Origin of the sequence: Phytopseudomonas argentinensis, assembly GCF_900113905.1 — a bacterium.
Classification (GTDB): domain Bacteria; phylum Pseudomonadota; class Gammaproteobacteria; order Pseudomonadales; family Pseudomonadaceae; genus Aquipseudomonas; species Aquipseudomonas argentinensis.
This window is the reverse complement of sequence record NZ_FORC01000005.1, coordinates 1-23,551: the sequence shown is the minus strand read 5'-3', so window position 1 is coordinate 23,551 and position 23,551 is coordinate 1. Positions and strand designations below refer to the sequence as shown.

At 63.8% G+C, this 23,551-nt stretch carries 21 protein-coding genes; 12 read left to right on the top strand and 9 right to left on the bottom strand.

Going from position 1 to position 23,551, the window contains the following annotated elements; translation table 11 throughout:
• The first annotated feature begins 84 nt into the window (after positions 1-84).
• Positions 85-648 carry a 1,6-anhydro-N-acetylmuramyl-L-alanine amidase AmpD gene (ampD, locus tag BM154_RS20680; RefSeq protein WP_074888841.1) on the top strand — a complete coding sequence of 188 codons (564 nt, stop codon included), beginning with the start codon at positions 85-87 and terminating at the stop codon, positions 646-648.
• The gene (ampE, locus tag BM154_RS20675) at positions 645-1,481 is read left to right on the top strand and encodes a regulatory signaling modulator protein AmpE (RefSeq protein ID WP_074888838.1); all 837 of its coding nucleotides are present in this window, start codon (positions 645-647) and stop codon (positions 1,479-1,481) included. The genes ampD and ampE overlap by 4 nt, the downstream gene beginning before the upstream one ends.
• A 4-nt stretch (positions 1,482-1,485) precedes the next feature.
• Here the strand turns inward: ampE and BM154_RS20670 are convergent, their stop codons facing one another.
• On the bottom strand, positions 1,486-2,271 hold the full coding sequence (locus tag BM154_RS20670; protein WP_074888835.1) for a TatD family hydrolase: 786 nt from the start codon (positions 2,269-2,271) through the stop codon (positions 1,486-1,488).
• Between the two features lie 142 nt (positions 2,272-2,413).
• On the opposite strand from BM154_RS20670, the gene BM154_RS20665 reads away from it, so the two are divergent.
• Complete coding sequence (locus tag BM154_RS20665; protein WP_074888833.1) at positions 2,414-4,465, top strand: AsmA family protein; 2,052 nt, start codon at positions 2,414-2,416, stop codon at positions 4,463-4,465.
• Here the strand turns inward: BM154_RS20665 and cra are convergent.
• On the bottom strand, positions 4,462-5,451 hold the full coding sequence (cra, locus tag BM154_RS20660) for a catabolite repressor/activator (RefSeq protein WP_074888830.1): 990 nt from the start codon (positions 5,449-5,451) through the stop codon (positions 4,462-4,464). The two genes, BM154_RS20665 and cra, sit on opposite strands and share 4 nt — an antisense overlap.
• Positions 5,452-5,601: 150 nt before the next feature.
• Here cra and ptsP point away from each other — a divergent pair, with 150 nt between their 5' ends.
• From ptsP to BM154_RS20645, 3 genes are read left to right on the top strand one after another with little or no spacing between them, the layout of a single operon-like run.
• Positions 5,602-8,475 (top strand): phosphoenolpyruvate--protein phosphotransferase, encoded by a 2,874-nt coding sequence (gene ptsP, locus BM154_RS20655; protein WP_074888827.1) that lies wholly within the window; start codon positions 5,602-5,604, stop codon positions 8,473-8,475.
• On the top strand, positions 8,475-9,410 hold the full coding sequence (gene pfkB / locus BM154_RS20650; RefSeq protein ID WP_074888824.1) for a 1-phosphofructokinase: 936 nt from the start codon (positions 8,475-8,477) through the stop codon (positions 9,408-9,410). Before ptsP ends, pfkB begins: the two co-directional genes overlap by 1 nt.
• A 15-nt stretch (positions 9,411-9,425) precedes the next feature.
• Positions 9,426-11,162 (top strand): fructose-specific PTS transporter subunit EIIC, encoded by a 1,737-nt coding sequence (locus tag BM154_RS20645; protein ID WP_074888821.1) that lies wholly within the window; start codon positions 9,426-9,428, stop codon positions 11,160-11,162.
• Positions 11,163-11,201: 39 nt separating this feature from the next.
• Here BM154_RS20645 and crp read toward each other — a convergent pair whose 3' ends face one another.
• Positions 11,202-11,846, bottom strand: a complete 645-nt coding sequence (gene crp / locus BM154_RS20640; RefSeq protein WP_074888818.1) for a cAMP-activated global transcriptional regulator CRP — start codon at positions 11,844-11,846, stop codon at positions 11,202-11,204.
• Between the two features lie 313 nt (positions 11,847-12,159).
• On the opposite strand from crp, the gene BM154_RS20635 reads away from it, so the two are divergent.
• Positions 12,160-12,585, top strand: a complete 426-nt coding sequence (locus BM154_RS20635) for an OsmC family protein (protein ID WP_074888815.1) — start codon at positions 12,160-12,162, stop codon at positions 12,583-12,585.
• 38 nt (positions 12,586-12,623) lie between these two features.
• Here BM154_RS20635 and coq7 read toward each other — a convergent pair whose 3' ends face one another.
• On the bottom strand, positions 12,624-13,271 hold the full coding sequence (gene coq7, locus BM154_RS20630) for a 2-polyprenyl-3-methyl-6-methoxy-1,4-benzoquinone monooxygenase (RefSeq protein WP_074888813.1): 648 nt from the start codon (positions 13,269-13,271) through the stop codon (positions 12,624-12,626).
• Positions 13,272-13,444: 173 nt separating this feature from the next.
• On the opposite strand from coq7, the gene BM154_RS20625 reads away from it, so the two are divergent.
• Positions 13,445-14,926: an AAA family ATPase gene (locus BM154_RS20625; protein ID WP_074888810.1), complete on the top strand. Its 1,482-nt coding sequence runs from the start codon at positions 13,445-13,447 to the stop codon at positions 14,924-14,926.
• Position 14,927: 1 nt separating this feature from the next.
• Here BM154_RS20625 and BM154_RS20620 read toward each other — a convergent pair whose 3' ends face one another.
• The 3 genes from BM154_RS20620 to hemJ all read right to left on the bottom strand — a co-directional run bounded on the left by BM154_RS20620 (position 14,928) and on the right by hemJ (position 17,376).
• Complete coding sequence (locus tag BM154_RS20620) at positions 14,928-15,716, bottom strand: SDR family NAD(P)-dependent oxidoreductase (protein ID WP_074888807.1); 789 nt, start codon at positions 15,714-15,716, stop codon at positions 14,928-14,930.
• Positions 15,717-15,823: 107 nt separating this feature from the next.
• Positions 15,824-16,813 carry a DUF805 domain-containing protein gene (locus tag BM154_RS20615; RefSeq protein ID WP_074888804.1) on the bottom strand — a complete coding sequence of 330 codons (990 nt, stop codon included), beginning with the start codon at positions 16,811-16,813 and terminating at the stop codon, positions 15,824-15,826.
• Between the two features lie 137 nt (positions 16,814-16,950).
• A complete protein-coding gene (gene hemJ / locus BM154_RS20610; RefSeq protein ID WP_074888801.1) occupies positions 16,951-17,376 on the bottom strand; it encodes a protoporphyrinogen oxidase HemJ in 426 nt (141 codons plus the stop codon).
• A gap of 67 nt (positions 17,377-17,443) precedes the next feature.
• Between hemJ and BM154_RS20605 the strand changes: the two genes are divergently transcribed.
• The 3 genes from BM154_RS20605 to erpA all read left to right on the top strand — a co-directional run bounded on the left by BM154_RS20605 (position 17,444) and on the right by erpA (position 19,158).
• Positions 17,444-18,304 (top strand): DUF6776 family protein, encoded by an 861-nt coding sequence (locus BM154_RS20605; RefSeq protein ID WP_139225500.1) that lies wholly within the window; start codon positions 17,444-17,446, stop codon positions 18,302-18,304.
• A gap of 13 nt (positions 18,305-18,317) precedes the next feature.
• Positions 18,318-18,728 carry a bactofilin family protein gene (locus tag BM154_RS20600; RefSeq protein WP_074888795.1) on the top strand — a complete coding sequence of 137 codons (411 nt, stop codon included), beginning with the start codon at positions 18,318-18,320 and terminating at the stop codon, positions 18,726-18,728.
• Positions 18,729-18,804: 76 nt separating this feature from the next.
• Entirely contained in the window at positions 18,805-19,158 is a 354-nt protein-coding gene (gene erpA / locus BM154_RS20595) for an iron-sulfur cluster insertion protein ErpA (protein WP_013789740.1), read from the top strand.
• Between the two features lie 59 nt (positions 19,159-19,217).
• On the opposite strand, the gene BM154_RS20590 is transcribed toward erpA, so the two are convergent.
• Positions 19,218-20,306 (bottom strand): anhydro-N-acetylmuramic acid kinase, encoded by a 1,089-nt coding sequence (locus BM154_RS20590; protein WP_279626236.1) that lies wholly within the window; start codon positions 20,304-20,306, stop codon positions 19,218-19,220.
• Positions 20,307-20,310: 4 nt separating this feature from the next.
• Positions 20,311-21,723 (bottom strand): peptidoglycan DD-metalloendopeptidase family protein, encoded by a 1,413-nt coding sequence (locus BM154_RS20585; protein ID WP_074888788.1) that lies wholly within the window; start codon positions 21,721-21,723, stop codon positions 20,311-20,313.
• 208 nt (positions 21,724-21,931) lie between these two features.
• On the opposite strand from BM154_RS20585, the gene tyrS reads away from it, so the two are divergent.
• Positions 21,932-23,131, top strand: coding sequence for a tyrosine--tRNA ligase (gene tyrS, locus BM154_RS20580; RefSeq protein ID WP_074888785.1), 1,200 nt, complete (start codon positions 21,932-21,934; stop codon positions 23,129-23,131).
• Positions 23,132-23,551 lie beyond the last annotated feature (420 nt).

Genomic DNA, 23,551 nt, shown 5'->3' with positions numbered 1-23,551 from the left:
CTCCCTCGAACGCATCGGCCATGGCCATGACTTGCGCCTAAAGCTGATCAGCCCCTAGAGTGTGCGCTCGTTCGAGGAGCACCTATGCACAAGCAACTCGAAGACGGCTGGTATCAGGGGATTCAGCACTGTCCTTCGCCTAATTTCAACGAGCGCCCCCAGGGTGAGATTTCCCTGCTGGTCCTTCACAACATCAGCTTGCCGCCTGGCCAGTTCGGTACCGGTCAGGTGCAGGCGTTCTTCACCAACTGCCTGCAGGCCGATGCGCACCCCTACTTCACCGGGATTGCCAGCATGACGGTTTCGGCGCACTTCCTGATCGAACGCGACGGTACTCTCGTGCAGTTCGTGTCCTGCCTGGATCGCGCCTGGCATGCCGGCGTCTCGTCGTTCGAGGGGCGCGAGAACTGCAACGATTTCTCGCTGGGCATCGAACTCGAGGGCACGGATCATTTACCGTTCACCGATGCGCAGTACGCTGCGCTTGTCGATCTGACGCGAGCGCTGCAGGCGGCTTACCCGGCCATCACCGCGGCACGCATCTGTGGGCATAGCGATATTGCCCCGGGCCGCAAGACCGACCCCGGGCCGGCATTCGACTGGGCGCGGCTGCGCTCGGCATTGATGACTGATAAGGAGGCATCATGAGTTTCCTGGTGTTGCTGCTGGTGTTGTGGGTCGAGAAGTTCTCCTCCTGGCGCCAGCGTATCCAGCACGACGAGCCCTGGCTGCGTGCACTGGCGCGGATGGAGCGGGGTGGCACCACCAGCGATTCACCCTGGCTGGCGATCATGCTGCTGGTCGGTGTACCGCTGCTGGTTGTGGCGGTGCTGTTGAAGTTGCTCGCGCCGCTGGCCTATGGCTGGCTGTTGTTGCCGGTGCATCTGCTGCTGGTGATCTACAGCCTGGGTCGTGGCGATCTGCTGACCGCCCTTGGCCCATTTCGCGATAGCTGGCGGCGTGGCGACAGCGAAGCCGCCTACCTGGTGGCCCAGCGTGATCTCGGGGTGCAGGCAGAGGGCGAGGCGAGCTTGCTGCCGAGCGTGCAGACCTACATGGTCTGGCAGGCCTACCAGAGTTTCTTCGCAGTCATCTTCTGGTACGTGCTGCTCGGCCCGCTCGCGGCATTGGCCTACCGTTTGCTGGCGCTGATCGTCGAACACGGCCAGTCCGATGCGCTGCGCGAGCGCGCTGGGCAACTGCGGCACGCCTTCGACTGGTTGCCGGTGCGGGTGCTGGCGGCCAGTTTCGCGCTGGTCGGCAACTTTATCGCGGTGAGTCGGGCGCTGCTCCACGAGCTGCTCAGCTGGGACATTTCTGCCGCGCAGCTGGCCGCCGGTGCGGCACGCGCCGCCGCCGAAACCCCGGAGCCGGCGCCGGGTGAGCTTGGCGTGCAGGCACTGGATAGCTTGTGGCAGTTGTCGGTGCGTGCGGCGATTCTCTGGTATGCGGCCATCGCCCTGTGGACCTTGCTGTTCTGATCCGCTAGTCGCAACGCCAGCCAAACAGCTGGCTGGCGTTGCGGCTGCTGGCTGCGGCCAGCGTTTCTGGCGTTATCCCGAACAGCGTCGCGAGCTCGCGGCAGATGGCCGGCAGGTGCACCGGGCTGTTGCGGATATGTGGATACATGGCCGGCGCCATGTCCGGTGAATCGGTTTCCAGCACCACGGCGTCGAGCGGCAGGCGGGGGATCACCTGGCGCAGGCGCCTGGCCTGTGGCCAGGTCGCGGCACCGCCGAGGCCCAGTTTGAAACCCAGCTTCAGGTACTCGCGTGCTTCCTCGTAGCTGCCGGCGAAGGCGTGGATGATGCCCGCCCGTCGTAGCTTGAAACGTTTCAGGGTGGCGATCACCTGGGCGTGTGCACGCCGCACGTGCAGCAGTACGGGCAGATTCAGGCGCTGGGCAAGTTCCAGCTGCGCTTCGAAGAGCAGCTGCTGGCGTTCCCTGTCCAGCTCCGGCAGGTAGTAGTCCAGCCCGAACTCGCCCACCGCACAGAGTTTCTCGTCACCCTGCAGGTCGTTCAACCATTGCTCCAGCACTTGCAGATCCTGCGGCCGATGGCTATCCAGGTAGACCGGATGCAGGCCGAAGGCGGCGTACAGCCCGTCGTGTGCCTGTACCTGATCCCACAGGCGTTGCCAGTTGCCATGCTCGACCCCCAGCACCACCAGCTTGTCGACGCCCAGGGCGCGTGCTTCGGCGAGCACGCCGGGGCGGTCTCTATCGAAGTCGGGAAAGTCGAGATGGGTGTGGGTGTCGATCAGCTGCATGGTGCCCGCCAGGGGTCGAGGTTGTATGGACGGCAGGTTTGTACACCTGCATGGCAACATTCTGTGAGTCATTCGCGGCGTTGGCCAGTCGAACTGTGAGGGACGGTGGTTGTGGGGATCGCCGATAAACAGGGGCCGCCGCATGATGCGTGTTCGCAAGATACTCTGCTGGTGCCTTGCCAGTCTCCTGCTGCTGATCGCAGCGCTGATGTTGTTTCTGGTGCTGTTCGACTGGAATCTGCTCAAACCCACCCTCAATGCACGGGTCTCCGAAGCGCTCAATCGCCCCTTTGCGATCGAGGGCAACCTGGCCGTCACCTGGCAGCGCGAGTCCGACGAGCCCGGCCTGCGTGCCTGGGTGCCCTGGCCGCATGTGTCCGCCGAGCGGCTTAGTCTGGGCAACCCCGAGTGGACCAAGGGTGAGCACTTCGTTTACCTCGAGCGTGTCGAAGCCAGCCTTTCGCCCGTGCCGCTGCTGTGGAAAACCGTGTCGATCCCACGTATCCAGCTGACTGGCGCCGACGCCGCGCTGGAGCGCCTGGCGGACGGCCGAGCCAACTGGACCTTCGACCTCGGGGAACAGGAGCAGCCGCAGGCGGAAGACGCCGCGCCCTGGGTGATGGACATCGGCACCATCGGCTTCGACAAGGCGCAGGTAAGCGTCGATGATCAGGTCTCCCAGGCTGGCGTGAACCTGCAGGTCGAGCCGCTTGGCGAGCCCATCGCCTTTGCCGAGATCGTCGGCAAGACTGCCGGGCAAGCGGACGAGCGCGCTGCACAGCCACAGGATTACGCCTTCGCCTGGCAGGCCAAGGGCCGTTACAAGGGGCAGGCGCTAAACGGCAGCGGGCGTATCGGCGGGTTGCTGGCGCTGCAGGACGCGCGCCTGCCATTTCCAGTGCAGGCCGACGTTCGCGCCGGTACCACCCGTGTGCAGGTTGCCGGCACGCTGACCGACCCGAAGAACCTCGGGGCTCTGGATCTGCGCCTGCGTTTGTCGGGATCCAGCCTCGGCAACCTGCACCCGCTCACGGGTGTCACCTTGCCGGATACGCCGGCCTACTCCACCGATGGGCGGCTGGTTGCCCAGCTGCAGGATGCGGACGGCCCGCTGTTTCGCTATGAGCAATTCAATGGCCGTATCGGTGACAGCGACATTCACGGCGACCTCACCTTCGTGGCGCGCAAGCCGCGGCCCAAGCTGTCCGGCACCCTGGTGTCCAACCAGCTGCGTTTCGCCGATCTGGCACCCTTGATCGGCGCCGATTCCAATGCCGAAAAACAGCAACGCGGTGCGGCCAGCGTGCAGCCCGGCAACAAGGTGTTGCCCGTCGAGGCATTCAAGACCGAGCGCTGGCGCGACATGGATGCGGATGTCAGCTTCACCGGCAAGCGCATCGTGCATAGCGAGCAATTGCCCTTTACCGACCTGTTCACCCATGTGCTGCTCGACGACGGCAAACTCAGCCTGGAGCCGCTGCGTTTCGGTGTGGCGGGAGGGCGGCTCGACTCCACGCTGCGCCTGGACGGCAGCGCCACCCCGCTCAGGGCACAGGCTCAGCTGCGCGCGCGCAATTTCCGCCTGCGCCAGCTGTTCCCCAGTGTCGAGGTGATGCAGAGCAGCCTGGGGGCGCTGAATGGCGATGCGGCCATCAGCGGCACCGGCAACTCGGTCGCCACCCTATTGGGCAGTGCCAATGGCCAGGTCAAGCTGCTGATCAACGATGGGCGGGTCAGCCGCAACCTGATGGAGATCGCCGGGCTCAACGTCGGCAATTACCTGGTGGGGCGGCTGTTCGGCGACAACGAAGTGGAAATCAACTGCGCCGCCGCCAACCTGGACATCAAGCAGGGCGTCATGCGGCCACAATTGATGGTGATCGACACCGAGAACGCGCTGATCGGCGTGGACGGCACGGTGAATTTCGGCAGTGAGCAGCTGGACCTGACCATCACGCCCGAGTCCAAGGGGCTGCGGATCTTTTCCCTGCGCTCGCCGCTTTACGTGCGCGGCACCTTCAAAAATCCCAATCCTGGCGTGAAAGCCGGCCCGCTGGCCCTGCGCGGCGCCGGCATGCTGGCCCTGGGCGCGCTGGTCGCGCCGGCCGCCGGTCTGGTCGCACTTATCGCGCCAAGCGGCGACCAGCCCAACGAGTGCGAGCCACTGTTGCAACAGATGCGTCAGGGGCGCTAGTTGCCGAAACGAATCTTCAGGCCACGCTCGATGGCATCCAGGCCGGGGTGGTAGCTGCCGTCCAGGGCATCGAGCAGGCGATCGAATACGCGTTCGGCGATGCGCTCGTGCTGCTGGGAGATGGCATTGACGCGCAGGGGCAGGAAGTCCAGTAGCTGCGCATCGCCAAAGGTGCCGAGGCGCAGGTTGCTGGTATCCAGTTCAGGGTGCTCGTGCAGGGCATCGAGCACCCCTTCGAGCAATACGTACGCGGTGGTGACCAGGACGTCCGGCAGGCCGCCCTGGGTCATCAGTTCGCGCATCTGCCGATAGCCCCATTGGCGGCTGAACTGCTCGCCGTGGCTGATGCTGATCAGACCATCGAAAGCCGCCAGCGCCTCGCGGAAACCCTGTTCACGAGCCTGACTGATCGGCAGTTCCAGGCGCGCGCCGATCAGCGCGGCCTGGCGCTGTCCCGGTTGCACCAGGCTGCGGGTCAGCTGCTCGCCGGCCTGGCGGTCATCGCTGACCACCGAATACAGGTGCTCGGGATCCAGGGCGCGGTCGACGGCGATCACCGGGGTACCGGCGGCGACCAGCTGTTGGTAGTCGGCGGCGCCCTGGGGCAGGCAGCTGGCGACGATCAGCGCATCGCAGCGGCGTGAGCGAAACAGCTCCAGCAACTGCCGCTCGCTGTCCGGCTGGTCGTCGGAGCTGGCGATCAGCAATTGGTAGCCGGCTGCCCGGGCACGCTGTTCGAGAAGCTTGGCGAGTCGCGCGTAGCTCGGGTTTTCCAGGTCGGGGAGGATGAAGCCCAGGCAGCGACTCTCGCCGCGGCGCAGGCCGACGGCCTGGGTGTTGGGGCGGTAGTCGTATTTCTCCACCACTTCGAGCACCCGCTCGACGGTGGCGGCGCTGATGCGGCGTTTTTCGGCCTGGCCGTTGATCACATAACTGGCCGTGGTCAATGAAACACCCGCCAGGCGGGCGATATCGGTCAACTTCAAATGGCTGTCTCCTCTGCCAGGCTTCAAGGATTACCCATAATCAGGTAACGTGCCAGTGCTAGATGAAACGATTCAGCAAGCGAGTCGACTAAGCTAACAAGAATGTCCGCCAAGCCCGCCTGCAGCCGGTCTTGCTCGAGGAGAAACGTCATGCTCGAACTACACCCTTCGCAAATCCAGATGGGCCGACAGGCCGTCGACAAGCAGCAGGCGCTGGCCCAATTGGCCGACAGCCTGGTCGCTGACGGCCTGGTCGCCGCTGGCTACCTGGAGGGCATGCAGGCGCGTGAACGCCAGGGCTCGACCTATCTGGGGCAGGGCATCGCCATTCCCCACGGTACGCCGGAAACCCGTGACCAGGTGTTCCAGACCGGCATGCGCCTGATCCAGTTTCCCGAGGGAGTGGACTGGGGCGACGGCCAGCGGGTGTTCCTGGCCATCGCCATCGCCGCGCGTTCCGACGAGCACCTGCACCTGCTGCAGATGCTCACCCGCGCGCTGGGCGAGGGCGACCTGAGCCAGGCGCTGCGCGAGGCGCAGGATGCCGAAGCCGTTCTCGCCCTGCTGCAGGGCGCCGCGCCCGAGCTGGCGCTAGATGCGCAGTTGGTGAGCCTGGGCGTTGAAGCCGAGGATCTGGACGAGCTGACCTGGCAAGGCGCGCGTTTATTGAAGAAGGCCGGTTGCTCGGCAGCCGGTTACGCCGCCAGCCTGGTGCAGGCTGAACCCCTGCCGCTGGGTAATGGATTGTGGTGGCTGAGCAGCGAGCAGGGCGTCGAGCGCCCGGGCCTGGCGTTCGTCACCCCGGCCCAGCCGCTGCTGCGCGGTGGCCAGCCGGTGGCAGGACTGTTCTGCCTGGCATGCCTGGGCGAGGGGCATCGCCAGGTGCTCGAGCGCCTGTGCGACTTGCTGATCGCCGGGCAGGGCGAGGTGCTCACCCAGGCTACCAGCAGCCGTGGCGTGCTCGAGGCGCTGGGCGCCGAGCTGCCCGCCGACTGGCCGGCGCTGCGCATCACCCTGGCCAATGCCCATGGCCTGCATGCACGCCCGGCGAAGACCCTCAGTGAAATTGCTCAGGGCTTCGCAGGGGACATTCGCGTGCGCCTGGTCGACGGCGCTGCAACGACCGTATCGGCCAAGAGCCTGAGCAAGCTGCTGGCGCTTGGTGCACGACGCGGCCAGGTGCTGGAATTCAGCGCCGATCCAGCCATTGCCGAGCACGCCTTGCCAGCCATCGAGGCGGCGGTACGTGCCGGCCTGGGCGAGGAGGTCGAACCGCTGCCCGCCCACGCCGAGCATAGCGCCGAGCCGGCTGCCGAGGCGCCGGTCACGGACACTGTGGCCGCCCCGGTTGCCGGCGCTCGTGTGCACGCCGTGGCGGCGTCGCCCGGTATCGCCAGCGGCCCAGCGTTCGTGCGGCGCATGCCGCGCCTCGACTATCCCCAGCGCGGTGAAGGAGTGGCTGCCGAGCGTCAGCGCCTGGAAGCCGCACTGCAGCACATCGATGGCGAAATCCAGCGTTTGGTCGAGCGCAGCAGCGAGGCCAGCATCAAAGAAATTTTCGTCACTCACCAGGCGATGCTCCGCGACCCGGCCCTGCGCGAGGACGTCGACGCCCGCCTGGCCAGCGGCGCCAGTGCCCAGGCGGCCTGGATCGGTGAAATCGAAGCGGCTGCCGTGCAGCAGGAGTCCCTGCACGACGCCTTGCTGGCCGAGCGCGCGGCAGACCTGCGGGATGTCGGGCGCCGGGTGCTGGCCCAGCTGTGCGGCGTCGAGGCCCCGCAGGAGCCGGCCGAGCCCTACATTCTGGTGATGGGCGAGGTCGGCCCCTCGGATGTCGCCAGTCTCGACCGTCAGCGGGTGGCCGGTATCGTTACCGCGCGCGGCGGCGCCACTGCCCATAGCGCGATCATCGCCCGGGCGTTGGGCATTCCCTGTGTGGTCGGGGCTGGCGAGAGCCTGCTGTTGCTGGAGCAGAGTACTCGCCTGTTGCTCGATGGCGACCGGGGCCAGTTGTGGGTCGAGCCAGACGAAGCGACGCTGGCGCAGGCCGAGCGCGAGCGGCAGGCCAGCGAGCAGCGCCGCGAACGTGCCCACGGCGAGCGCATGCTGCCAGCGCGCACCCGTGACGGTCATGCTGTCGAGGTGGCCGTCAATATCGGCGCCAGCGGTGAGGCGGCCGGCGCCGTGGAACTGGGTGCCGAGGCGGTGGGGCTGCTGCGTACCGAGCTGGTGTTCATGGATCACGCCCAGGCGCCCGATGCCGGGACCCAGGAAGCCGAGTACCGACGGGTCTTCGATGCCCTGCAGGGCCGACCGTTGGTGGTGCGTACGCTGGATGTCGGTGGCGACAAGCCGCTGCCGTACTGGCCGATGCCGGCAGAGGAAAACCCCTTTCTTGGGGTGCGCGGCATCCGCCTGACCCTGCAGCGCCCGGACATCATGGAAACCCAGTTGCGCGCCTTGCTGCAGGCCGCCGAGGGTCGACCGCTGCGCATCATGTTCCCGATGGTCGGGCAGGTGGAGGAGTGGCGCGCGGCGCGGGAAATGGTCGAGCGGCTGCGCAGCGAGATTGCGCTGAGCGATCTGCAGTTGGGCATCATGATCGAGGTGCCATCCGCGGCATTGCTGGCGCCGGTGCTGGCCCGCGAAGTGGATTTCTTCAGCATCGGTACTAACGACCTGACCCAGTACACCCTGGCCATCGACCGTGGCCACCCGACGCTATCGGCCCAGGCTGACGGCGTGCACCCATCGGTGTTGCGCCTGATCGGCATGACCGTCGAGGCGGCCCATGCCGAAGGCAAGTGGGTCGGTGTCTGCGGTGAATTGGCCGCCGATATGCTCGCAGTGCCGCTGCTGGTCGGCCTGGGAGTCGACGAGCTGAGCGTGGCCGCGCGCAGCATCCCGCTGGTCAAGGCGCGGGTGCGCGAACTGGATCTTGCCCATTGCCAGGCGCAGGCCCGCCAGGCGCTGCTGCTGCCCAGTGCAACGGCGGTGCGCGCTCTGGTCGAGGAGGTACAGTGATGGCGCGGATTCTTACTCTGACCCTCAACCCGGCACTGGACCTGACCGTCAGCCTCGACACCTTGCAGCCAGGCAACGTCAACCGCGGCCTGGGCATGACCAGCCATGCGGCGGGCAAGGGGCTCAACGTCGCCCAGGTGCTGGCCGACCTCGGTCACAAGGTCACGGTCAGTGGCTTTCTCGGCCAGGCCAATGCGGCACCCTTCGAGCAGCTGATGCACCGCCGCGGTTTCATCGACGCCTTCGTGCGCGTGCCGGGCGAGACCCGCAGCAACATCAAGCTCGCCGAAGGCGACGGCCGCATCACCGATCTCAATGGGCCGGGCCCCGAGGTGGACGAGGCCCACCAGGCCCAACTGCTCGCCCGTTTGGAAGAGATCGCCGCCGGTCATGACGCGGTGGTGGTGGCCGGCAGCCTGCCGCGGGGTGTAGCGGTCGAGTGGTTCGCCGCCCTGCTGCGCCGCCTGACGGCGCTCGGTCTGCCGGTGGCGCTGGATACCAGTGGCGCGGCGCTGCGTGCCGGGCTGGCGGTGGCCCCCTGGCTGATCAAACCCAACGAAGAGGAACTGGCCGAAGCCTGCGAGCTGGAGCCGGCGTCCGCCGAGGGGCTGAACGTCGCCGTCGACAGGCTGCGTGAAGCTGGCGTGGAGCATGTGCTGCTCTCGCGCGGCTCGCAAGGCGCCGACTGGTTCGGCCCCCACGGTGTGGTCAGTGCCCAGCCGCCACGCGTGGACGTGGCCAGCACCGTGGGCGCTGGCGACTCGCTGCTTGCCGCCACGCTGCACGGCCTGCTCAGCGGCTGGCCCGCCGAGCGCACCCTGCGCCTGGCTACCGCCGTGGCCGCCCAGGCGGTCACGCAAATCGGTTTCGGAATTCACGATCGGCAACAGCTCGCCCGCCTGGAAGCGGCCGTGACTGTCACGTCGAAACAATAATTAGAGGTTGCTGCAATGAATGTGCTGATCGTTACTGCCTGCCCCAACGGCCAGGTCACCAGCGTGCTGTGCTCACGGTTGCTGCAGGCGGCAGCCGAGCGCTTGGGGTGGGCTACCCAGGTTGAAGTACACGATGCCAAGGCCATCGGCTCGCCCCTGAGCACTGCCGCGATCGAAGCGGCCGAACTGGTGCTGGTGGTCAAGACCGGTGAGCTTGATCTGCAGCGTTTCGTGGGCAAGCGCGTGATGCAGTCCACGCCGTCCGAAGCCCTGGCCGATCCACAACAGTTTCTGCGCACTGCCGCCGAGCAGGCGCAGGTTCTCGAGCAGGCTGCGCCTGCGGTCGCAGCGGCTTCTGGCAAGCCGAAGCTGGTGGCGATCACCGCCTGCCCTACCGGGGTGGCGCATACCTTCATGGCGGCCGAAGCGCTGCAGCAGGCGGCCGAGCAGTTGGGCTTCGACCTGAAGGTGGAAACCCGCGGTTCGGTCGGTGCGCGCAATCTGCTCGACGAGGCGAGCATCGCCGCGGCGGACGTGGTGCTGCTGGCCACCGATATCGAAGTGGAAACTGACCGCTTCGCCGGCAAGAAAGTCTATCGCTGCGGTACCGGGGTTGCCCTCAAGCAGCCCAAGCAAACGCTGCAGAAGGCGCTGGCCGAAGGCGTTCTGCAACAGGGCGCAGGGCAGCCACAGAGCACCGAGAGCGGCAAGTCCGCCACCAAGAGCGGCCCCTACAAGCACCTGTTGACCGGGGTGTCCTTCATGCTGCCGATGGTGGTGGCGGGCGGTTTGCTGATCGCCCTGTCGTTCGTGTTCGGCATCGAGGCGTTTAAAGAACCGGGCACGCTGCCGGCTGCGCTCATGAAGATCGGTGGCGATGCCGCCTTCGCCCTGATGATTCCGGTACTGGCCGGCTATATCGCCTACTCGATTGCCGACCGTCCTGGCCTGGCGCCGGGCATGATCGGCGGCATGCTGGCCAGTGCCCTGGGCACGGGGTTTCTGGGTGGCATCATTGCCGGCTTTCTGGCGGGTTACCTGGCCATGGGGCTGACCCGCTGGCTGCGCCTGCCGCAGAGCATCGAGGCGCTCAAACCGATCTTGCTGATTCCGCTGCTCGCCAGTCTGGTTACCGGCCTGGCGATGATCTATGTGGTGGGTACCCCGGTTGCCGGCATCATGGCGTCCCTGGAGACCTTCCTGCAGAACATGGGCACCACTAACGCCATCCTCCTCGGGCTGTTGCTCGGCGGCATGATGTGCGTGGACCTCGGTGGGCCGATCAACAAGGCTGCCTATGCGTTCTCGGTCGGCCTGCTGGCATCGCAGAGCTACGCGCCGATGGCTGCGACCATGGCCGCCGGGATGGTGCCGCCCATCGGCATGGCCATCGCCACCGTGCTGGCCAGGCGCAAGTTCAGCCAGACCGAGCGCGAGGCCGGCAAGGCTGCTGGTGTGCTGGGGCTGTGCTTCATCTCGGAGGGGGCGATTCCATTCGCCGCGAAGGATCCGCTGCGGGTCATTCCGGCCAGCATCGCCGGTGGTGCGCTGACCGGTGCGCTGTCGATGTACTTCGGCTGCAAGCTGATGGCGCCGCACGGGGGCCTGTTCGTGCTGCTGATCCCCAACGCGATCAACCATGCCCTGTTGTATCTGCTGGCTATCGTGGCCGGTAGTATGGTGACCGGCGTCGTCTATGCGCTGATCAAGCGGCCTGAGGTCGAGCCCCTGGCGGTGGCCGCCAAGGCGTGAAACAAAAAACGGGGCATCGATTGATGCCCCGTTTTGGTTTCAGCGGGTGCCGAACACCACCATGGTCTTGCCTTTCACGAATACCAGCCCCTGTTCTTCCAGGGACTTGAGTACGCGGCCGACCATTTCCCGCGAACAGCCGACGATGCGGCCGATTTCCTGGCGGGTGATCTTGATCTGCATGCCGTCCGGATGGGTCATGGCATCGGGCTGCTTGCACAGGTCGAGCAGGGTACGCGCCACGCGCCCGGTCACGTCGAGAAACGCCAGGTCACCGACCTTGCGGGTGGTGTTGCGCAGGCGTTCGGCCATCTGCGAGCCCAGGGCGAACATGATGTCCGGATCCTGCTGGGTCAGTTCGCGGAACTTGGTGTAGCTCAGTTCGGCCACTTCACACTCGGTCTTGGCACGCACCCAGGCGCTGCGCTCTTTCTCGGCGCCTTCCTTGCAGAACAGCCCCATCTCGCCAAAGAAGTCGCCAGGGTTGAGGTAGGCGATGATCATCTCGCGGCCATCATCGTCCTCGATCAGGATGGTGACCGAGCCCTTGACGATGAAGTACAGCGTTTCACTGCGGTCACCGGCGTAGATGATGGTGCTCTTGGCGGTATAGCGACGGCGGTGGCAATGAGCGAGCAGCTTGTCGAAGTTTTTGACTTTGGGCGTGAGAGTGATAGCGACCATGCCTGAATTCCAATAGGTGAAGATAGGCCTGTGACAGGCGTAATTAGGTGACGCTGTCCAGCTCCAGTGCGGCTCGACTGCAACGCGCCGGCACAGGATGAATACCTTGTTCTTATTAATTGAGAACGTCGTCATGCCTCATAAGGCGTGATTGTGCCATTAAAACGGCATCATCATGACCCTGGGCACTTGCCGGTGGTCTGATTTGTGAGTCATTGCACGTTCTTCCGGGAACTCTACCAGCATCTGCGACTCGCGGTACAAATGTCGCCCTGTGTTAAGCTGCCGGGCTTTTGATACTGGAGCGGCAACCATGAAAGCTCGCGTTCAATGGGCAGGTGAAGCGCTGTTTCTCGGCGAGTCAGGTAGCGGCCACGCCGTGGTGATGGACGGGCCGCCGGAGAATGGCGGACGTAACCTAGGCGTGCGTCCTATGGAAATGCTGTTGATCGGTCTGGGCGGCTGCAGCAACTTCGATGTGGTGAGCATCCTCAAGAAATCCCGCCAGCCGGTCGAAAGCTGCGAAGCCTTTCTGGAAGCCGAACGTGCCAGTGAGGATCCCAAGGTATTCACCAAGATCCACCTGCATTTCGTGGTCAAGGGCCGTGGCTTGAAAGAGGCGCAGGTCAAGCGGGCAGTGGAGCTTTCCGCGGAAAAATACTGCTCGGCCTCGATCATGCTCGGCAGGGCTGGCGTGGAAATCAGCCACGATTACGAAATCGTCGAACTGGGTGCCTGAGCCGGCAGGGCGATCGAGTCGCCCTGCGCATGCCTTGCTCAGATGCGGTAGGTAGTCTTGGTCATGACCTTGGACAGCAGGGTCATGCCCAGCTTGACCGGCGCGGGAAAACGCACCCCACCGGCATCCAGCGCGCTGTTGGCGTGCTCCAGCTCATCGCTGCGCATCTGCTCCAGAATGGCCCGTGACTTGGCGTCCTGTTCGGGAATCTGCTGCAGGTGCTCGTCCAGGTGCTTGACCACCTGATCCTCGGTCGCGGCGACGAAGCCCAGACTGACCCGGTCGCTGACCAACCCGGCCACCGCGCCCACCCCGAACGACAGCCCGTAGAACAGCGGATTCAGCACGCTGGGATGGCTGCCCAGTTGGCGGATGCGCTGCTCGCACCAGGCCAGGTGGTCGATTTCCTCATTTGCGGCATGTTCCATGGCCTCGCGCACCCGCGGCAGCCTGGCGGTCAGTGCCTGGCCTTGATACAGCGCCTGGGCGCAGACCTCGCCGGTATGGTTGATACGCATCAGCCCGGCGATATGGCGGGTTTGCCGGGCATCGAGCTCGGTTTCCTGCTCGACGACGGCGGGGGAGGGGCGAGAGGGTTGGCCGCTGAAGGGCAGCAGCGTGCGCAGCGCCATATCGGCTTGCAGCAGCAGGCGGTCGACGGGCAAATAATGGCGGTCGTTGGCCATGCGGTTTCTCCGGCGATGACATGAGTGGGCAGTCTACCGCAAATGGCGTCGCCAGGTCGTGAGGCCGGCAGCGGCGCGCAAACGTGCGGCACGTCTACCGTCAGCCATCGACTACTTGCTCGCCTGGCCCGTTGGCAGGACTATTGGCGGCCGCTTGGGCATAAGGAGTTGCTGTGAAGAACGATATTCACGACCTGGGGCTGGTGCTCGATTCCAAGGTCAAGCTGGTACTGATCGAGTCCTGGGATGAGCGGCGCGTGCTGGAAACCCTTACCGGCCTGGCGGTGCGCCGCGGACTGAGTCTGTTCACCTGGTCGATCACCGAAGGCCTGCGGCGTGGCGGTTTCGCGGGCGAGGTGTTTGCCGAGAGCAACAGTCACGAGCCCGAGGCGGCGTTGCGGCTGATCAAGGCCGATCCACAGGCGAGCCTCTACGTGCTGTGCGACCTGCATCCGTTTCTCGACGACAACCCGAAGCTGGTGCGCCTGCTCAAGGAGGTCGCCATGGCCGATGCGGCCCAGGCGCCAACCCTCGTACTGGTCTCCCATGCCTGCAAGTTGCCGCCAGAGGTGCAACGCTACGCCGCGCGTTTCAACCTGGCGCTGCCGGGTGAAGACGAACTGCTGGCCATCGTTCGCGAGGAGGCCGCGCGCTGGAGCGAGCGCAACCGCAATCGCCGGGTGCGCACCGACAACCGCACGTTGCAGCAGGTGGTCAAGAATCTGCGCGGCATGAGCCACGCCGAAGCGAGGCTGCTGGCGCGCAACCTGATCTGCGACGACGGCGCCATCACCCAGGAAGACCTGCCGGAGTTGAACAAGGCAAAGTTCGAATTGCTCGACCTCGACGGGGTGCTCAGCTATGAGCACGATACGGCCCGTTTCGCCGATGTTGGTGGGCTGGCCAACCTCAAGCGCTGGTTGGGCGAACGTCAGCACATCTTTGCCGCCGGTGAGGGCGTGGATATTCCCAGGGGCGTGCTGCTGGTCGGCGTGCAGGGTTCCGGCAAAAGCCTGGCAGCCAAGGCGGTCGCCGGCTTATGGGGCCTGCCGTTGCTGCGTCTGGATTTCGGCTGCCTGTACAACAAGTTCTTTGGTGAAACCGAGCGCAACCTGCGTGAAGCGCTGGCGCTGGCCGAACAGATGTCGCCCTGCGTGCTGTGGGTCGACGAGATCGAGAAAGGGCTGGCCAGTGGCGACCAGGACGGCGGCGTCAGCCAGCGTGTACTCGGTACCCTGCTGACCTGGATGGCCGAGCGCAAGACTTCGGTGTTCATGGTGGCCACCGCCAACGTGATCGACCGTCTGCCGCCGGAGCTGGTGCGCAAGGGGCGTTTCGACGAGCTGTTCTTCGTCGACCTGCCGGAGGCCGAGATCCGCGCGGAGATCTTCCGCATTCACCTGCAGCGCCGCGAGTTGGAACCCTCTGCGTTCGACCTGGCGCAACTGGCGGCCGCGTCCAGTGGCTTTTCCGGCGCCGAGATCGAGCAGGTGGTGGTCAGTGCGCTGTACGCCGCCCAGGCGCGGCAACAGCCGGTCGATCACGGCATGCTGCTGCACGGTATCCAGGCCACCTCGCCGCTGTCGGTGATCATGGCCGAGCGGCTGGCGGAGTTGCGAGCCTGGGCGCGCGGGCGGACGGTCAGCGCCAACTGAGTCAGGCGCGGCCAAAGCGGCGATTGATGCGCGCCGCGATCCGTCGCACCAGCCAGCGCGGAAACAGCCGCGGCGCCATCGTCAGCAGGCGGTTGCGCCAGCCCGGCACGATGATCGCGCGGTTACGCTCCAGGCCGCGCACGGCGATCAGCGCCACTTCTTCGGCGCTCAGCATCAGCTTGCCGCGTTCAAGCGCCGTGGTATCGAGCTGCGCATTACGAAAGAAGGCGCTATGGGTCGGGCCGGGGCAGAGCACCGAGACCTTGACGCCATGGGGGCGCAGTTCTTCACGCAGCCCTTCGGAGAAATGCAGCACATAGGCCTTGCTGGCGTAGTAGCTGCTCATCCAGGGGCCGGGCTGGAACGCGGCGATCGACGCAATGTTGAGAATCTGCCCGTGCCCGCGCGCCGCCATGACCGTGCCGATGGCATGGCACAGCCGCGCCAGGGCCAGCACATTGACCTCCAGCAGCTGCTGCTCACGGCGCCAGTCCTGGGCCACGAACGCGCCGCCGCTGCCCAGCCCCGCATTGTTCACCAGCAGCTCGATGACCTGGCCGTTCTGCTCCAGTTCGTGCAACAGCCCCGATAGCTGCAGGGGCTCGCTGAGGTCGCAGACACGAAACAGCACGTCCACGGAAAAGCGTTGGGTCAGCTCGTAAGCGATGCTTTCCAGCGCGTCGCGCTTGCGTGCTACCAGGATCAGGTTACGCCCGCGACGGGCCAGCGCTTCGGCCAGGGCGAGGCCGATGCCGCTGGAGGCACCCGTGACCAGGGCATAACGTGACATGAGGTTCTCCAGAGCACTTCGCAGATGTATAGCCTATCCGCAACTGGGCTGTCGGCGCTGCACCCGCAGCGCCGGCGAAGAAAATAAAATGCTCAGCGCGCGGCGTATCAGCTGCTGCCCAACAGTTCCCCGAACAGGCCGCCGAAGATGGCGAGCATGGCAAAGCCGCTAAGAAACATCATCAGCAGGCCGCCGATCAGCAGGATCAGAAAGATCCCCGCCACCAGGTTGACGGCGAGGCTGTTGGGCGGCGGCGGCGGGCCGTAGCGGTTGCCGCCGGCAGGGCCCGGCACCACCAGCATGACGATCCAGAACACACTGCTGATGATCGGCACCACATTGAGCAGCCACAACCAGCCGGAGCAGCCCATGTCATGCAGGCGCTGCACGCCGATCTGTGCGCTTATCACCAGCATGCCGATCACCGCGGCGACCATCAGGATGCTGCCAAGGGTGTCCGCCACCATCGTGATGGCCGAGATGCCGGCCATTATGGCGACAAAGATGAACAGCAAGGCGAGCGACCAGGCCAGGTAGCGCATACGGCCGATACGACCCTTGAACGAGTTGATCTTCAACTCGCCAACCTGGCCGGCCTGGGGATCGATATCCGCTCTGGGAGGCGAGTAGGGGGTTTGTTGCTGGACAGACGCCGTCGCGGTCTGTGGCGGTTGGCTACTTTCCGGCGCCGCGGCCTGGCGGGCCAGGTATTTCTCGATGATCACCCCGCAGGCCGAGCATTCGGCCGCAGTCAGTTGTTGATGACCACATTTCGGGCAGCTCATGGATGTTTGCGGTTGTACGGTCGGCTCAGCCCTGGCGGCCTTTTCTTCATCCGTCTCCACGAGACTCAACGCCGCGGCCAGGTCCGGTTCCTTGCGGACGCGGGCGCCGGCACGTTGCAGTGCGCTCAGGTACTGCTCGGCCTGGGTTTCTTCCAGGTCTCGCTTGATGGCCACCGGGCCGCGGCCAAACAGGGCGTCGATGCGTGCGCGATCGCTTTTGAACAGGCTGGCCAGATTGGCCTTGACCTCGTCCAGCGAGGTGTCGGGCATCAGGCTGCCATCGAAGACGATCTTGTAGCGGAGCTGGCTCATGCGCGTCCTTGTCTGCACGGAGGGAAGTGGTCGCCGACCCTACCCCGCGGCCGTTCGTTCGGCAAGGGGGCGAGGGTTGGCCGGCAGCGCTGTTGAGCGGTGGTTCTCAGCTTGACGAGGGGGAGCGGTCCGAGTGCCTAGAATGGCCTGACCACGACCAGGATGACGATGGCGATCAATATCAGCACCGGCACCTCGTTGAACCAGCGGTAGAACACATGACTGCGTTTGTTTTCGCCACGGGCCAGGCGCTTGTACATCGCGCCGCACATGTGGTGGTAACCGACCAGCAGGATCACCAGGGCCAGCTTGGCGTGCATCCAGCCCTGGCTCATCCAGGCGGGGGCCAGCATCAGTAGGCCCACACCCAGTACCAGCGTGGCGATCATCGCCGGGGTCATGATGCCCCGATAGAGCTTGCGTTCCATGATGCTGAAGCGCTCGCGACTTGGCGCATCTTCACTCATGGCGTGGTACACGAACAGCCGGGGCAGGTAGAACAGACCGGCAAACCAGCAGACCATGGCGACGATATGCAGGGCTTTGATCCACAGATAAAGCATTGCCGTTCCTTTTCTGAGTTGGGGCTTGCGATACTAGTGCCCATGCCCTCAATAGTCATCAAGACGGTTGGCCGCAGGCGGGGTGGGCCTTATCATCGGTTCTTCGTCGAACGATTCAGAGGCATCCGATGCGCGGCTTTTCCACCTTTGCGATTTCACCGCCTTCCAGCGGTTGCCGTGTGCCAGGGCATCGACCCTGATGACAGGTTGGGAGGTTCGCCCCAGCAACCGCGCCCAGGAGCGGCGCCTGCGGGTTGCGCTGGTGGTGCTATTGATCGCGCTGCCGCTGGCCTTCTACGCTGGCAACTGGTGGCAGGCGCGTGCCAACCAGGGGCAGGCACAGGCATTTACAGCGATGCAGGGGCAGGTTGAGGAGCAGGCCCGCGAACTCGATGAGCTGCGTCAGCGCATGGCCGTACTGAGCAGCGGCGAACAGTTGGCACAGCAGTCCAACGAGCAAAGTCGTCAGACCATCAAGTTGCTGGAAGAGCAGAACTTCAAGCAGCAACAGGAGCTGGCCTTTTACAAAGGTGTGCTGGCGCCGGACAGCAAGGTCAACGGCCTGCTGATTCGCAGTTTCGATATCCACGCGACGGAAACACCGGGTCTCTATCGTTTCAAACTCATGCTCAGCCGCATCGGCAAGGACGACAAGCCGCTGCAAGGGCGTTTGAACGTGCAGTTGGAGGGCAGCCTGAACGGTAAGGCGAAGAACCTGCCGCTGAGCCAGTTGAGTGGCGATCTGCCTGACGGCTCGACCGACAAGGCAATCCCCTTCGCCTTCAAGCATCTGCAGGCGATTCCCGACGGTGGACGCTTGGGTGAACTGCGAATTCCCGAGGGCTTTGCGCCCAAACGCATACGTATCAAGGCTGATGTCGAGGGTGGAAAAGCCGTCGAGCGTCAAATCGAGTGGACTGACGGATAGGGGAAGGCTCGCCATGTGGAATAAAGGCAAGGGCAAGGCAGACATGCAGCGCTTCACGGGCAAGACCAGCTTGATCGCTGCAGGTGCGGTATTTCGTGGCGATCTGGAGTTTCAGGGCGCCGTGCAGATCGACGGCAAGGTGCTCGGCGATATCCTCACCGAACAAGGCCTGGTGCGGGTCAGTGCCGAAGGGCAGGTTGAAGGTGAGGTGCGTGCGCCCCAGGTAGTGATCGATGGCGAAATCATCGGTGATGTATACGCCAGTCAGCACGTCGAGTTGGGGGCAAAGGCGCGGGTGCGCGGCAATCTTTATTATGGCTTGATGGAAATGGCCATGGGCGCCCAGGTCGAGGGTGGCTTACGGCCGATCAGAGAGCAGGACCGACCGTTGGAGCTACCCGAGAGCCTTGACGATGCGCAATAGTTGACCGCTTTTCTAGGGTAAGCGGATAATATAGCGCTATTACGCAGTATGGGCGCCTGGCGCCGGGAGATAGAACATGAGCGTCGAAACCTTCACCCCCGCCGCAGCGATGCAGTTCACGCAGGGTGCGGCCAGCAAGGTTAAGAGCCTGGTTGATGAAGAGGGCAATCCGCGCCTGAAGCTGCGCGTGTTCGTCACCGGAGGCGGTTGCTCCGGCTTCCAGTACGGTTTCACCTTCGATGAAGAAGTCGCCGATGACGACACCATCGTCGAGCGCGAGGGCGTCAGCCTGGTCGTCGACCCGATGAGCTTTCAGTATCTGGTCGGCGCGGAAGTGGACTATCAGGAAGGCCTCGAGGGCTCGCGTTTCGTGATCAAGAACCCCAACGCGACCACCACTTGCGGTTGCGGCTCGTCGTTCTCGATCTGAGTATTGCCGTTCACGGAAAACGCCGCGCACTGCGCGGCGTTTTTCGTTTGTGCGTTGGCTCAGGCTGGGTAGATGGCGCCAAGCACCCGCAGGCCTCGCGCCCCGGTCACTTCGGGACGGTTGCCGGGAATGCCGTTGACACAGCAGTGAGCCAGCCAGGCAAAGGCCATGGCTTCGACCCAGTCGGCCGGCACGCCGTGATCATCGGTGCTGCTCACCTCGGTAGCAGGCAGCAACGCCTGCAAACGTGCCAGCAGCGCCTTGTTGTGCGCGCCGCCGCCGCAGACCAGCAACTGACTGCAGGCTGGTTGCGCCTGCTGCAATGAGCTGGCGATGCTGGTGGCGGTCAGCTCCAGCAGGGTGGCCTGTACATCCTGCGGCTGATAGGCCGGCTGCGTGCTCAGGTGCTGCATCAGCCAGGGCAGGTTGAACAGCTCGCGCCCGGTGCTCTTGGGCCCGGTGGTCTGGAAGAAGGGATCCAACAACAGCGCCTTGAGCAACGCAGGTTGCGCCACTCCGCTGGCTGCCCAGTCGCCATCCCGGTCATAGGCATGGTCGAGATGATGGTGAATCCACGCATCCATCAGCACGTTACCCGGGCCGCAGTCGAAGCCTTTCGCAGGCTTGCCCTCTTCCAGCAGGCTGAGGTTACTGAAACCGCCCACGTTGAGAATCGCCCGGGCAGCGCCCGGGCTTGCGAACAGTGCCTCATGGAAGGCCGGTACCAGGGGCGCACCCTGACCGCCGGCGGCCACGTCGCGGCGCCGGAAGTCGGCCACCACGGTGATGCCGGTCAGTTCGGCCAGTAGGGCGGGGTTGCCGATCTGGATGGTAAAGCCGCGCGCGGGTTCGTGGCGTATGGTCTGGCCGTGGCTGCCGATGGCGCGAATGGCATCCGGCTGCAGGTTCTGCTGGCGCAACAGGCTGTTGATGCCCTCGGCCACCAGGCGAGCCCACTCTTTTTCGGCAAGGGCTGCACGAGCGAGTTCGTCCGCACCAGAGCTGCACAGATCGAGCAGCTGCTGGCGAAGCGCGTCGGGAAGGTCTTGGTAGTGATGGGCGAGCAGTCGGGTGCGCTCGCCTTGCTCGACAAGGGCGATGTCCAGCCCATCGAGACTGGTACCGGACATCACTCCGAGATAGAGCACGGGATCAGCGCTTGTTGAGGGCGAGCATGGTGGCTTTTTCCTGATCCATGCGCGCCATCAACGGTTTGCTCTGCTGCAGGAAACGTTGCTTTTCCTGGCGCGCGATCGGATCGGACATCGGCAGCTTCTGGCTCAGCGGGTCGACGTGGGTGCCGTTGACCTGGAACTCGTAGTGCAAGTGTGGGCCGGTCGACAGGCCGGTGGTGCCGATGTAGCCGATGATCTGGCCCTGCTTGACGCTGCCGCCGGTGCGTACGCCCTTGGCGAACCCCTGCATGTGCGCATAGAGGGTGCGGTAGCGGCTGCCATGTTGCAACACGATGGTATTGCCGTAGCCGCCCTTGCGGCCGGCCAGGATGACCTTGCCATCGCCGGCTGCCTTGATCGGCGTGCCGCGCGGCGCCGCATAGTCGACGCCCTTGTGAGCGCGGATCTTGTTGAGGATCGGATGCTTGCGGCCATTGGAGAAGCGCGAGCTGATGCGGGCGAAATCCACCGGGGTACGGATGAATGCCTTGCGCATGCTGTTGCCGTCGGCGTCGTAATAGCTGACGTTGCCTTGCTTATCGGTATAGCGCACGGCTGTAAAGGTCTTGCCGCGGTTGGTGAAGCGGGCGGAAAGAATGTTGCCGGTGCCGACCGACTTGTCGCCGACTTTCTTGTTCTGGTAGATGACTTCGAATTCGTCGCCTTCACGAATATCCATGGCGAAGTCGATGTCGTAGCCGAAGATGTTGGCCAGGTCCATGGTCAGGTTGTGGGACAGGCCGGCACGTTTGGCGGCTACGAACAGCGAGCTGTTGATCACCCCGTGGGCGTAGGACTCGTGAACATCCGGCTTGACCATCTCACGCTTGAAGTCATAACCGCTTTCGGTCTTGCTCAGGCTGATGCTTTCCAGGTCGCTGAGCTGGCTGTGCAGGCTCTCCAGCTGGCCATCTTCGCCGAGCTGGAACTGCAGTTCCTGGCCCACCTTGAGGCGGCTGAGCTGCTTGGCTTCCTTGCTGCTTTTGATCACTTCATGCAGGGTGTTGGAGCTCAGCCCCACCTTGCTGAACACCGTGGAGAGCGTGTCGCCATTGGCCACGGTGACCGTCTTGTTACGCGGATCCTCAGGCGCTTGCTCGGCGATTTCCGGCTCTGCGTCGAGTTCGGCATTCTGCGAATCATCGTTGCCTTCTATTTGCGCGAACGGCGAGTCGACGTCTTGCTGAGCGGCAGCGTCCTGATTGCTCTGCAGATTCTGCTGGGCCTGTTCGGCGCCGTTGTCCATGTCCAGGTTGAGGAAAGTCTTCTTTGCTTCTACTTCGCGGGAGGGAAACACCAGCAGGGCAAGGCTGAGGAGGGCGGCGACGCCGCTTGCTGCAATGATGTGGGTCTTTGGATAGAGCGGCGGCGCTTTAGTTGTAGAGGTCATAGGGCTGCTTTTTGAAGTGAAAAGATGAAGAGGAAAAAGAATAAACTGATGAATATGCAGTAACTGTATAAAATATAACCAAATCTACCTTGAGGCAACCCCGCAGATGATGGCCGGTGCCTGTTCGCCAAGGTGCTGGGCAAAACTTGTCATTTGTTGGTGATCTTGTATGGTTGGTTCCCCTTTAAATCTGGTGGCTGTGAGTCCTATGAAGTCGGTTGAAGAGCAGCTCGCGCTGATCAAGCGCGGTGCGGAAGAAGTCCTGGTTGAAGCTGAGCTGATCGAGAAGCTCAAGCGCGGTGAGCCGCTGCGTATCAAGGCTGGCTTCGATCCGACTGCGCCGGATCTGCATCTGGGGCACACCGTACTCATCAACAAGCTGCGCCAATTCCAGGAACTGGGGCACCAAGTGATCTTCCTGATCGGCGACTTCACGGGGATGATCGGCGATCCTAGTGGCAAGAGCACCACGCGCCCGCCACTGACCCGGGAGCAGGTACTGGAGAATGCCGAGACCTACAAGGCTCAGGTATTCAAGATCCTCGACCCGGCCAAGACCGAGGTCGCCTTCAACTCCACCTGGATAAACGAGCTGACACCGGCCGACTTCATTCGGCTGGCTTCGCAGTACACGGTGGCGCGCATGCTCGAGCGCGACGACTTCGACAAGCGCTACACCGGCAACCAGCCCATCGCCATCCATGAGTTCCTGTACCCGCTCGTGCAGGGCTACGACTCCGTGGCGCTGCGTGCCGACGTCGAGCTGGGCGGCACCGATCAGAAATTCAACCTGCTGATGGGGCGCGAGCTGCAGCGTGCGTACGGCCAGCCGTCGCAGTGTGTCGTCACCATGCCACTGCTCGAGGGGCTGGATGGTGTCAAGAAGATGTCCAAGTCCCTGGGTAACTACATAGGTATCCAGGAAGCGCCGGGCGTGATGTACAGCAAGCTGGTGTCCATGCCCGATGCGCTGATGTGGCGTTACTTCGAGCTGCTCAGCTTCCGGTCCATAGAAGAGATCGAGCAGTTCAAGAGGGATGTCGAGGCGGGGGCCAATCCACGTGACATCAAGATCAAGCTGGCCGAAGAGATCGTCGCGCGTTTCCATGGTGACGAAGCCGCTGCCACCGCGCACCGCTCTGCCGGGAACCGTATGAAGGAAGGCGAGCTTCCAGAGGACTTGCCTGAGATCGAGCTGGCTGCCTCCGAAGACATGCCGGTCGCAGCACTCCTTAATAAGGCTGGGCTGGTGAAGAACTCCGCAGTCGCTCGCGACCTGCTGAGCTCTGGTGGTGTGCGTGTCGATGGCCAGGTCGTCGACCGTTCCTTTATATGCAAGCTGGGAACGACCCATGTGTTCCAGGCCGGTAAGAAGGCTTTTGCACGTATTACCCTGAAATCCGAATAAACCGTAAATAAACGGTTGACCTGAGTTTCAGGGGGCCTATAATGCGCACCACTTCCGGCGCAGCCTGATCTGAAAACTCCTTGTAGATCAACGAGTTAGACGAAAATAAAGGTTGCACGGACGGCGAATTCGAGTAGAATGCGCCGGCATCGACAGGGTGGTTTGAGTGGTTCTGTTGATGGTTCGATCAGGTTTGATCGAAGGCGGTAAAGAGGGTGTTGACAGCGGTTTGTAACGCTGTAGAATGCGCCTCCCGCTGGAGAGAAGATGATCTGGTCGGGCGCTGCAAGGTGTTGAGAAGAAAGAAAAAAATTCTTCAAAAACAACTTGACAGCAAATGAGGGTGCTGTAAGATGCGCGCCTCGGTTGAGACGAAAGACCCAGCCAATCGTTCTTTAACAACTGAATCAAGCAATTCGT

Bases quoted from the DNA above. Each gene is read 5' to 3' on its own strand.
- crp (WP_074888818.1), bottom strand. From the start codon at position 11,846: ATGGTCGCTATCACTCTCACGCCCAAAGTCAAAAACTTCGACAAGCTG.
- BM154_RS20635 (WP_074888815.1), top strand. From the start codon at position 12,160: ATGAAAGCTCGCGTTCAATGGGCAGGTGAAGCGCTGTTTCTCGGCGAG.
- BM154_RS20665 (WP_074888833.1), top strand. From the start codon at position 2,414: ATGATGCGTGTTCGCAAGATACTCTGCTGGTGCCTTGCCAGTCTCCTG.
- hemJ (WP_074888801.1), bottom strand. From the start codon at position 17,376: ATGCTTTATCTGTGGATCAAAGCCCTGCATATCGTCGCCATGGTCTGC.
- BM154_RS20645 (WP_074888821.1), top strand. From the start codon at position 9,426: ATGAATGTGCTGATCGTTACTGCCTGCCCCAACGGCCAGGTCACCAGC.
- BM154_RS20585 (WP_074888788.1), bottom strand. From the start codon at position 21,723: ATGACCTCTACAACTAAAGCGCCGCCGCTCTATCCAAAGACCCACATC.
- BM154_RS20615 (WP_074888804.1), bottom strand. From the start codon at position 16,813: ATGAGCCAGCTCCGCTACAAGATCGTCTTCGATGGCAGCCTGATGCCC.
- BM154_RS20620 (WP_074888807.1), bottom strand. From the start codon at position 15,716: ATGTCACGTTATGCCCTGGTCACGGGTGCCTCCAGCGGCATCGGCCTC.
- BM154_RS20600 (WP_074888795.1), top strand. From the start codon at position 18,318: ATGTGGAATAAAGGCAAGGGCAAGGCAGACATGCAGCGCTTCACGGGC.
- pfkB (WP_074888824.1), top strand. From the start codon at position 8,475: ATGGCGCGGATTCTTACTCTGACCCTCAACCCGGCACTGGACCTGACC.
- erpA (WP_013789740.1), top strand. From the start codon at position 18,805: ATGAGCGTCGAAACCTTCACCCCCGCCGCAGCGATGCAGTTCACGCAG.
- tyrS (WP_074888785.1), top strand. From the start codon at position 21,932: ATGAAGTCGGTTGAAGAGCAGCTCGCGCTGATCAAGCGCGGTGCGGAA.
- ampE (WP_074888838.1), top strand. From the start codon at position 645: ATGAGTTTCCTGGTGTTGCTGCTGGTGTTGTGGGTCGAGAAGTTCTCC.
- BM154_RS20670 (WP_074888835.1), bottom strand. From the start codon at position 2,271: ATGCAGCTGATCGACACCCACACCCATCTCGACTTTCCCGACTTCGAT.
- ampD (WP_074888841.1), top strand. From the start codon at position 85: ATGCACAAGCAACTCGAAGACGGCTGGTATCAGGGGATTCAGCACTGT.
- ptsP (WP_074888827.1), top strand. From the start codon at position 5,602: ATGCTCGAACTACACCCTTCGCAAATCCAGATGGGCCGACAGGCCGTC.
- coq7 (WP_074888813.1), bottom strand. From the start codon at position 13,271: ATGGCCAACGACCGCCATTATTTGCCCGTCGACCGCCTGCTGCTGCAA.